Annotated in this window: 12 protein-coding genes; 4 read left to right on the top strand and 8 right to left on the bottom strand. The window is 43.9% G+C overall.

Annotated elements, in window-relative coordinates; all coding sequences use genetic code 11:
* The coding region (locus tag V7K30_RS11450; RefSeq protein WP_334999151.1) for a hypothetical protein at positions 1 to 260 on the top strand (260 nt) is incomplete at its 5' end.
* 168 nt (positions 261 to 428) lie between these two features.
* Here V7K30_RS11450 and V7K30_RS11445 read toward each other — a convergent pair.
* From V7K30_RS11445 to V7K30_RS11435, 3 genes are all read right to left on the bottom strand, one after another.
* Positions 429 to 575 carry a hypothetical protein gene (locus V7K30_RS11445; RefSeq protein ID WP_334999150.1) on the bottom strand — a complete coding sequence of 49 codons (147 nt, stop codon included), beginning with the start codon at positions 573 to 575 and terminating at the stop codon, positions 429 to 431.
* A 91-nt stretch (positions 576 to 666) separates the two neighbouring features.
* Positions 667 to 1,140 carry a hypothetical protein gene (locus V7K30_RS11440; RefSeq protein WP_334999149.1) on the bottom strand — a complete coding sequence of 158 codons (474 nt, stop codon included), beginning with the start codon at positions 1,138 to 1,140 and terminating at the stop codon, positions 667 to 669.
* 44 nt (positions 1,141 to 1,184) lie between these two features.
* The gene (locus V7K30_RS11435) at positions 1,185 to 1,361 is read right to left on the bottom strand and encodes a hypothetical protein (protein WP_334999148.1); all 177 of its coding nucleotides are present in this window, start codon (positions 1,359 to 1,361) and stop codon (positions 1,185 to 1,187) included.
* 24 nt (positions 1,362 to 1,385) lie between these two features.
* Between V7K30_RS11435 and V7K30_RS11430 the strand changes: the two genes are divergently transcribed.
* Positions 1,386 to 1,694: a hypothetical protein gene (locus V7K30_RS11430; RefSeq protein ID WP_334999147.1), complete on the top strand. Its 309-nt coding sequence runs from the start codon at positions 1,386 to 1,388 to the stop codon at positions 1,692 to 1,694.
* Positions 1,695 to 1,734: 40 nt separating this feature from the next.
* On the opposite strand, the gene V7K30_RS11425 is transcribed toward V7K30_RS11430, so the two are convergent.
* Entirely contained in the window at positions 1,735 to 2,859 is a 1,125-nt protein-coding gene (locus tag V7K30_RS11425) for a Rid family detoxifying hydrolase (protein ID WP_334999146.1), read from the bottom strand.
* Between the two features lie 110 nt (positions 2,860 to 2,969).
* Entirely contained in the window at positions 2,970 to 3,401 is a 432-nt protein-coding gene (locus V7K30_RS11420) for an NUDIX hydrolase (protein WP_334999145.1), read from the bottom strand.
* Between the two features lie 245 nt (positions 3,402 to 3,646).
* On the opposite strand from V7K30_RS11420, the gene malQ reads away from it, so the two are divergent.
* Complete coding sequence (malQ, locus tag V7K30_RS11415; RefSeq protein WP_334999144.1) at positions 3,647 to 5,155, top strand: 4-alpha-glucanotransferase; 1,509 nt, start codon at positions 3,647 to 3,649, stop codon at positions 5,153 to 5,155.
* 134 nt (positions 5,156 to 5,289) lie between these two features.
* Here malQ and V7K30_RS11410 read toward each other — a convergent pair whose 3' ends face one another.
* Together V7K30_RS11410 and V7K30_RS11405 are read right to left on the bottom strand one after the other, a co-directional pair.
* Positions 5,290 to 6,099, bottom strand: coding sequence for a helix-turn-helix domain-containing protein (locus V7K30_RS11410; protein WP_334999143.1), 810 nt, complete (start codon positions 6,097 to 6,099; stop codon positions 5,290 to 5,292).
* Positions 6,074 to 6,886 (bottom strand): pseudouridine synthase, encoded by an 813-nt coding sequence (locus V7K30_RS11405; protein WP_334999142.1) that lies wholly within the window; start codon positions 6,884 to 6,886, stop codon positions 6,074 to 6,076. Before V7K30_RS11405 ends, V7K30_RS11410 begins: the two co-directional genes overlap by 26 nt.
* 134 nt (positions 6,887 to 7,020) lie before the next feature.
* On the opposite strand from V7K30_RS11405, the gene V7K30_RS11400 reads away from it, so the two are divergent.
* A complete protein-coding gene (locus V7K30_RS11400) occupies positions 7,021 to 7,734 on the top strand; it encodes an LmeA family phospholipid-binding protein (RefSeq protein WP_334999141.1) in 714 nt (237 codons plus the stop codon).
* A gap of 464 nt (positions 7,735 to 8,198) precedes the next feature.
* On the opposite strand, the gene V7K30_RS11395 is transcribed toward V7K30_RS11400, so the two are convergent.
* On the bottom strand, positions 8,199 to 9,080 hold the full coding sequence (locus V7K30_RS11395; RefSeq protein ID WP_334999140.1) for a phosphatidate cytidylyltransferase: 882 nt from the start codon (positions 9,078 to 9,080) through the stop codon (positions 8,199 to 8,201).
* Positions 9,081 to 9,113 lie beyond the last annotated feature (33 nt).

Here is a 9,113-nt window from a genome sequence, read left to right as displayed (position 1 = left end):
TTCTGAGGCTCGATGTTGACCTTCTGAGGCTCGATGTTGACCTTCTGAGGCTCGATGTTGACCTTCTGAGGCTCGATGTTGACCTTCTGAGGCTCAATGTTGACCTTCTGAGGCTCAATGTTGACCTTCTGAGGCTCAATGTTGACCAACAATACAATTTATGTCCCTGGCTTACCTCACCCTCAATCCCTCTCCTTATAAAGGAGAGGGAAGCTAGAGACAGGATGAAGTTTTGCATTTTATTTAATCCACGTTCCTAAACCAATACGGTTCGGTTAAGGTTATTTGATGAAAATAATATATCCCAAAGACGCGATAAATCCCCGTCAGGACGAAGGACTGATTATTGTAAAGACGGCGATTTATCGCGTCTCTTGGCGAAAGGGGCATAACATTATTCATTGCTGTTAACTTAAGCGCAAAGCCTTTTAAAACCTCGTTTCCAGCCTTCTTGCTGGAAATGCTGCTCTTGGCGGCTCTGCCGCCAGCAAGGGAGGCGGAGCCTCTAGAACGGCATTCCCAGTCGGAGACTGGGAACGAGACAATCTAAAAGCTGGTTCTAGGCAGGTTTTCACGCTAAGTTGACACTCATGAACATTGTTATGCCCCTACAAAAAATATGTATTTTACCAACTTAACAACTGGTATGATTGCCTATTTCAGAATTTAGCTAACTAGGACTTCGGGTTGCTTTTTCTTGGAACGATGGTTAAACCTGCGTCCCATCTCATCAATTACTGCATCTAAACCTGCGACATCACCGCTAGCTTTGGCATAGCTATAAATTGCTAATGCTGCGGCATAGGCTTCGCTAGCAGCAGCTATACAGGTATCATCTACCAGTTCTTGCAGTTGCGTTAGAGACAAAAGCACCGGATACAAGTCCTCAAATATCCCTAAATCCCGGCGCATCTCTTCTAAATCAAAAGAACGAGGCAAAAAGTTAGGGTTCTGTGTCGCCACTTCTAAGGCAATGCTTACAAAAGCCCGACTTTTATCTCCCATCTTTAGCATTGTTCGCCGATCTTCAGGGGTCAAATCAACCAAAAATGGTAACTTTTCTTTAATTGTAGCGATCGCCTGCATGACTGCTTCTCTGTCTGCTGGGGCTAAACTGGCACTGATGCGATTTTCTGCCATTTTTAATACTCTTTTAGTGGGACTTAATTTCAGTATTCCCAAAGTTATAGAGGCGATCGCATTTTACGAGTCATAGATAATACTTTATTTAACGATGTTTCCTGTTTACCGATTTCTACCTCAGAAGCCATCGGCTTGTAGACTTCTCCATCTGGCATTATCGCACCAGTCAGGTCAGGATCTCGTTCGCACTCGTATAATACTGTTACGACAGACTGCAAAATGTCATTTATGAATAAACCAGGATGAATATTAAAGAACTACTGCTCCAAGAAATTGAATCATCCTCAGACGTTCTACTAGTTCATACACTAGATTTTTTGCGTTTTCTCAAGACAAAACCAAGAAATGAGGAAATATCTCTTGACCTGTCAACGGAAAATAAGAATGATACTTCCAATCAGAAAACGAAACCGGAAATACAGGAAGCAACACCAATTCTTAGAGGCTCTAAAGCAGAAGACTTACTAAAATTTGCAGGAACCTGGCAAGGGGATGATTTTGAGGAGTGCTTGCAGCTTGTTTACCAAACCCGTTCCCCGGCTGAATTTTAGTGATGTACCTCCTAGATATTGATAGATTGATACCTTCCTTCTAACCGCTAATCACAGCGATCGCATCAATTTCTACCAACACATCTTTAGGTAAGCGCGATACCTGCACACAAGCCCGCGCTGGGGCTGTATCTTCCGGGAAATATTTAGCATAAACGGCATTCACCGCCGCGAAGTCATTCATATCAGCTAAAAATACGGTGGTTTTCACCACATCTTGGAAAGCCGCACCCGATGCTATGAGGATGGCTTCAAGATTAGCTAATACTTGCTCAGTTTGCTTTTTGACATCATCAGTGTAGACGACATCACCAAGGCGGGGATCGATCGCAATTTGTCCAGCTATAAATACAAATTGACCAGAAGCTGCGATCGCTTGATTATAAGGGCCGACTGGTGCGGGTGCGTTATCAGTACGAATTACTTTACGAGTCATATATATTACTTTCTCTAACGATGTTTCCTGTTTACCGATTTCACCCTCAGGAGCGATCGGCTTGTAGACTTCTCCATCTGGCATTATCGCACCAGTTAGGTCAGCATCTTTAAAGGTTGTCCCATAGATATTTGCTCCAGTTAAATTTGCCTTCTTCAGGTTTGCTCCATCAAAGTTTGCCATCATCAAGTTTGCATCTGATAGACAAGCTCTTTCTAGATTTGCTCTTTGGAGACAGGCTTTTTTGAGATTTGCTTTTTCTAAGCAGACCCTAACCAAATCCGCCTCAGCTAAATCTACCTCTGATAAATTACATTTCTCCAAAGTGACTCCCCGGAGTATGGCTTTCTGGAGATTTGCCCTATAAAGATTTACTTCAGTTAGTTTTATCTGAGTAAAGTTTGCTCTAGTCAAGTCTGCCCCACTCAGATTTGCATTACTCAAATTTGCACAACTTAAGTCCGCACCACTCAAGTCAGCCCAACTAAGATTGATTGAAGAACCCTCTATCCCACTCAAATTTGCATTTATTAAAGATACTCTACTGAGGCTAGTATTATTAAGTTTCGCTCTAGTCAGGTTTGCGTCACTCAAATCTGCTCCATTCCAATTTGCATTAGATATATCTATATCACTTAAGTTTGCACCTTTAAGGTCTATGTTTTGGCGGTTTATAGTAAACTGCCGTCCCCCTGCTGCGTATTTCTCCAACAGTTTTCCAGCGTCCATAATGCACCTTTAAATACCATTGACACAGTATAATCACAAAAACTTTGTGTCACAGGTATTCCACTCTCCCCGTCTCTCTGCGCTCTCTGCGCCTCTGCGGTTCGTTCCTCTTACCCCAACCTCGGACGAATCCCATAATGCCGATATCGCCAATAATCCTGCAAAATGCGATCGTGGTCAAAACATAAATTACCAGGCACACGCCAAGACTCAAAAATGCCTACAGCCTTAGCATCATCCCCAGCCTTTGGTTCCCCTGTCGCTGTTGCCAAAAATACAATGCTAATCGTATGCTGACGGGGATCGCGATCGGGGTCAGAATACACCAGTAATTGTTCAACTAACTCCACCTGCAAACCCGTTTCTTCTTCAGCTTCTCGCCGCGCCGCCACTTCCACCGCTTCCCCATAATCCACAAAACCACCAGGAATAGCCCAACCTAAAGGTAGATTATGTCTTTCGATTAACACTATTGGCCGATGAGGTCGGTCTACTAATTCAATGATGATATCAACTGTTGGTGTAGGATTTCGGTAAGTCATGCAATTTTGGATTTTAGATTTTGGATTTACTGGGGATTGGGTAGTAGGGATTGGGTACTGGGAATTGGGTATTGGAAATGAGAGATTAAAAGAATTCTTTCCTATGCTCAGTCCCTAGTCCCCACTCCCCAGTCCCCAATACATACTATCGACAGCTTTCAAAGCTGAACGTAGCGTGATAGATTCGATGCGATCGCGTAGCGTGTTAATCAGACAATTGCTTCCTCTCATAATTCAGGTTAAATATGCCTTTTCCTAGATCAAGTGGCATTTTGCTGCATCCTACCTCCTTTCCCAGTCGATTTGGCATTGGGGATTTAGGCTTAGAAGCCTATCGCTTCATCGATTTTCTCAAAGAGAGCCATCAACAATATTGGCAAGTTTTACCTTTGGGCCCCACTGCATACGGGAATTCGCCCTATATGTGCTACTCGGCAATGGCGGGAAATCCCCTGCTGATTAGCCCAGAAAAACTGCGAGATGAGGGTTTGCTAACTGAAGAAGACTTTGCTAATTTACCAGGATTTCCGTTAGAAAAGGTAGATTTCCAGCAGGTTGTGCCGATTAAGATTGGGCTACTCAAAAAAGCCTGTGAACATTTTAGAACCAATGCTACACCTATCCAGCAGAAAGAGTTTGAAGGTTTTTGCGACAGCAAAGCCTATTGGCTAGATAATTACGCCTTATTTATGGCGCTGAAAGATGACAACGAGAATGCAAACTGGCATACATGGGAGCCAGAAATTGTCAAGCGTCAACCAGAAGCATTGGATCAAGTACAGCGTCGGCTCAACGGAGAGATTTTTTATTACAAGTTCGTCCAATTTGAGTTTTTCCGCCAGTGGTCAGACCTGAAAAGCTACGCCAACATGCGCGGTATTGATATTATCGGCGATATCCCCATCTACGTAGCTCACGATAGCGCTGATGTGTGGGCGCATCCCGACATCTTTTGCTTAAATGAACAGACAGGAGAAGCTGCCCAAATGGCAGGAGTTCCACCAGATTACTTCAGCGCCACCGGTCAATTGTGGGGCAACCCGGTTTATAACTGGGAGGAATTGCAAAAACAAGACTTTAAATGGTGGGTGCAGCGCTTTGAGGCAATGCTAGATTATGTAGATATAATTCGCATTGACCACTTCCGGGGCTTCGAGGCTTATTGGTCTGTAGCCCAAGGTGAAGAAACTGCCATGAATGGTAAATGGGTGGAAGCGCCTGGTGATGCTTTTTTTGAAGTGATTAGGCAGAAGTTAGGCAAGCTACCCGTCTTGGCGGAAGATTTGGGAGTAATTACACCAGAGGTAGAAGCGCTGCGAGACAAGTATGAATTTCCTGGGATGAAAGTTTTGCAGTTTGCCTTTGGTTCTGATCCCGAAAATCCGTTTTTACCATTCAATTACCCGCGAAATGCTGTAGTTTATACTGGCACTCACGATAATGACACAACTGTAGGCTGGTTTAATTCAGCTAACGACAACGAAAAGCAAAACCTGTTGCTTTATTTAGGTTGTATTAGTCCTGAAGGTGTCCACTGGGATTTAATTCGCCTAGCTTTGAGTTCTATAGCCAACCAAGCGATTATTCCTTTGCAAGATATTTTGGGATTAGGAAACGAAGCGCGGATGAATTTTCCCAGTGTTGCTGAGGGGAACTGGGAGTGGCGCTATCAAGCGTCAGCTTTGACACAAGAATTAGGCGATCGCTTAAAAGTTCTTACCAAACTAAATGGACGTGCCCCGCAAGCAAATTGAAGAGTGGGGGAGTGGGGAGATGAGGTAGCGGGGGAAGCAGGGGGAGCAGGGGGAGCAGGGGGAGAAAACACTCCCTCATCTCCCTCATCTCCCTTATCTTCCTCATCTTCCTCATCTCCCTCATCCTGATCTGCTCAAAACTTAGGCTTGGCAGCAATCCTAACTTCTTCCTCTTTCCCTGGCTCTCCCATTTCCTTGGCTTTCTCTTGATTGACACTCATCAACACACCACCAGCATTATCAGTTTTCACTGTCAGTTGCTCTTGAGCTTTCCAAATTCGGTGAGTTCCCTCTGGCAAAGTACCCTCAAACTCGGTTTTGCCATCAGCTATTACGCGAATCCAAGATGATGCTTTCAAAGTGACACCAATCTGGACAATCTGTCCCTGTTGTCTGCCCTTTAGGGTATCGCTGACAGGTTGAACTTTCAGTGACTCTTTTGGTTGGGTTAGCTCTGGTTTAACAATGGACTTTTGTTTTGGGTATGGCTGGTTTTGGCTATTACTTGCTTGTAGTACAGCGTTATTTAATAACTGAGATAAGCCATTTACAGAGCATAGAATTAGGAATATGTAAAGAAAGTAAAGATGACTCGGACGTAGTTGACTAAGGGGTGTATTCCCCATCCCTTGGGGGTTAACTCGTGCAGAACTGATCGGAAAAGTGCCAGAAAATTCTACTCCATTCAAGCCTAGTGCTTCGGCAAATTGCCTGATCAAACCCTGAATATAGATTGGTTCTGGTAGATCGTTTAAATTACCTTCTTCGATCGCCTGCAATAATCGCCGAGGAATCCTGGTCAACACAACTACTTGCTCTAGAGATAGACCCTGTTCTTGACGCAATGCCCAAAGTTGAGCGCCTAATTCTCCCAACTTTTCGGCTCGTTGTTCCTCTAATGAAAGTGATGCCTGGTGATTATTTTTCTTTCTTAGCCATTTCATGCCTACTGACACTCCTTAATTCCGCTGAATCTTTAATATGTTGTGTTATCTGCTCTTGCAAAAAGTGAATCTCATTATCTTTGAGGGAACGATATTTACCCTCTGACAAAAAAGGTTCTTTTGGAGTTTGTAATTGAATTGGGCCGATAGCAGTCCGATGCAGCTTGATTACTGGGTATCCTAACTGTTGGGCTATCCGGCGAATTTGGCGATTTCTTCCCTCCTGCAACACTATTTCTAAAAAGCTTTGCTCGGTACAACGTTCTATTAGGTGTACCTTAGCGGCCCTGGTTTTTCTCCCCTCCAACATCACACCCTGACGCCACATTTGCAGTACTGCTTCTGGAGGCTGTCCTTTGACCAAAACATGATATGTCTTGGAAATACTGTGACGGGGATGAGTTAGTCCAAATGTCAGTTCTCCATCGTTTGTCAGGATTAATGCTCCTGTAGAGTCTGCATCTAGACGCCCAACTGGGTGAATACCTGAACCCTCTCGTAATTCTTTCGGTAGTAGATCCAGGACTGTTGGTCTGCGGTGAGGGTCGTAGCAAGTTGAAACCACTCCTGCTGGTTTGTGCAGCAATAGATATATTAAAGCCGGACGGTGCTTTTTCGATACGGGTTTACCATCGATTGCGATCGCATCTTTTTCGGGATCAATTTTTTGACCTAAATGTGCCAATACCCCATTGATCCGCACCCGTGAGTCCCTAATCATTTCTTCGGCTTCACGACGTGAGGCGATACCCCATTGAGCGAGAATTTTTTGTAACCGTGCCTCCATGTGGAAATTGCTTATTTACTGTTAACAATTAAATGATATTTGCATTTTGTAGCGAGTAGGCATAAATGTTACATTTAAGGCTTGTTTAATTTCTGTTCGGTTGTTGAACAAATACTCATAAACAGATTGGTTAGATGCCAGAGCAAAATTCCCAAACCACAAATGCAAATAAAATCCGCATAATTACGCAGGTACTCACAACAGCCCTAAAGCTCTGGTTGAGAGCGCAAGTGAGCCAAATATCTGAATTAGAAGTGGAGATTAAAGCAAGCGATCGCCAAATTCTCTCTGGACGCATCCCCTCGGTATCTATTTTTGCTACTCATGCAGTTTATCAAGGTCTCCTGATTACACAAATTAAATTAATAGCAGAAAATATTCGGATAAACATCGGCTCCGTACTCAAGGGACAACCCCTGAGACTGTTAGAAACAGTACCAGTAGTTGGCGATTTAATCGTAGACGAGAAGGATCTCAATGCATCTCTCTCATCTAACTTATTATCAACTGCTTTGAGCGATTTACTGGTTAAGGTTTTACCAACACATTGCCCACAGTCACAACCAATTAATTGGCAAGAAATTCTCCTTGGGAACAACCAAATTATACTCCGAGGGATGAGAGTAACCAATAGTGAAACAACACCTCTAGAGATTTGTCTGGGCTTAGAGTTACTCAGTGGGCATGAGTTGCATGTGGCACATATCCAAATCAAGCCCGACCAAGGAAATATATTAGAGGACAATCATAAGTACAATCTGGATCTTGGCTCAGATGTTGATATCCAAGAACTAACGCTGATCCCAGGCAAGCTAGTGTGTCGTGGGCGGATTAACGTTAACCCGTGATGATGAAAAATTGAAAAATATTAATACCGTATTTTAAATGATATAGCGCCTCTTAGGGGATGAGAGAGCAGGGGGAGATAAGGAGAAGAAGGGGGACTACGCCGCTTCGTTGTTATCCCGCCTCAGAATAGAATTCCAAGGCGTAATAGCTTAAGTCCTCTCAAGTGGACTAAACAAGAATTTTAGTTCACTTGAGTGGACAGAGAACTTCTGAGCCACAGAACTTAAGTTCTGGGCAAGCTATGGGTCAATGCAATACTTTAACTGTTACAAAAATGTGGGTAATGACAAGCCCTACAAGGGTTGGGGCTGTTCCAATACGCTTGGGTTAAGCATTTATTTCTCTCCCCCTGCTTCCCCTGCTTCCCCTGCTTCACCTGCTTGCCTCAACAGATAATTTTCCTTAACTGAACTGTATAGGGGGCTGTTCTGGTTAGGTCTGTATTGAACTCAACTGAGAACCGCTATAGTAGCGGCAACAGTAGTGTCACGAAATAGTAAACCAGAGGAGCTGTGAAAATATAACTATCAGTACGGTCTAAAATACCACCATGACCGGGGATTAATTGTCCAGAATCTTTGACTCCAGCATCCCGCTTGAGCATAGACTCGGTAAGATCCCCTAAAAGACTAGCAATGCCAATCAGCAAACCCAATGCTAAACCAGTGAAGGGGGATCTGGGCAAGTGGAGATAATAGGCTCCGGCTATGGCTACGGCAACACTTGAAGTAATGCCAAAGACAGCACCTTCTACAGTTTTTTTAGGGCTAATCTCAGACAGACGGGTTTTCCCAAAGAATTTGCCAATAGTGTAAGCGCCGATATCGGCTGCCCAAATACACAAAAAAGTCAGCAGTGTTACTGTAAAACCTTGTGCTAGAGAAGCGGAATTTGCCTTTTCCCAGAAATCTGTCCAGGTTGTGGGCCAGTAACCACCGAAAGGGAGATTGCTAAAAGCAGCACTATCAATTGCTCGTAACCGCACCCAGTAACTCGGTAAATAACCTACGTAAAATAGCCCCATAATAGAAGCGGAAACATCAGCGATCGTGGCAAATTTGGGTTGAAACAGCAGGTAAAAACAAATAAATGTGCCAGCAATTGGCATTACAGCATCAGCTAAACTGCCATCAATGGTACAAATAACCAGCAAAACTTGGCTGACAGCCATAGTGGTTTTAGCGGCGGGAGCGATGCCTCTGGCTCGCACCAAATTAAAATATTCCTGTTGACCCAAAAAGACCACAACCGCAAACATGATGGTAAAGTACCAACCCCCCAGAAGGGTAACAGAAAGAGCAAGAGCGATCGCAACAATTCCACTAATAATCCGAGACCAAGGCATAGAAGTATTGGGTACTGGGTATTGGCTACTGGG

It is taken from the genome of Nostoc sp. (assembly GCF_036917655.1).
Classification (GTDB): Bacteria; Cyanobacteriota; Cyanobacteriia; order Cyanobacteriales; family Nostocaceae; genus Nostoc.
Note: the sequence above shows the minus strand (reverse complement) of the source record. Positions and strands in the feature narration are given on the sequence as shown.

Bases quoted from the DNA above. Each gene is read 5' to 3' on its own strand.
- V7K30_RS11430 (WP_334999147.1), top strand. From the start codon at position 1,386: ATGAATATTAAAGAACTACTGCTCCAAGAAATTGAATCATCCTCAGAC.
- V7K30_RS11410 (WP_334999143.1), bottom strand. From the start codon at position 6,099: ATGAAATGGCTAAGAAAGAAAAATAATCACCAGGCATCACTTTCATTA.
- malQ (WP_334999144.1), top strand. From the start codon at position 3,647: ATGCCTTTTCCTAGATCAAGTGGCATTTTGCTGCATCCTACCTCCTTT.
- V7K30_RS11395 (WP_334999140.1), bottom strand. From the start codon at position 9,080: ATGCCTTGGTCTCGGATTATTAGTGGAATTGTTGCGATCGCTCTTGCT.
- V7K30_RS11400 (WP_334999141.1), top strand. From the start codon at position 7,021: ATGCCAGAGCAAAATTCCCAAACCACAAATGCAAATAAAATCCGCATA.
- V7K30_RS11405 (WP_334999142.1), bottom strand. From the start codon at position 6,886: ATGGAGGCACGGTTACAAAAAATTCTCGCTCAATGGGGTATCGCCTCA.
- V7K30_RS11420 (WP_334999145.1), bottom strand. From the start codon at position 3,401: ATGACTTACCGAAATCCTACACCAACAGTTGATATCATCATTGAATTA.
- V7K30_RS11440 (WP_334999149.1), bottom strand. From the start codon at position 1,140: ATGGCAGAAAATCGCATCAGTGCCAGTTTAGCCCCAGCAGACAGAGAA.
- V7K30_RS11425 (WP_334999146.1), bottom strand. From the start codon at position 2,859: ATGGACGCTGGAAAACTGTTGGAGAAATACGCAGCAGGGGGACGGCAG.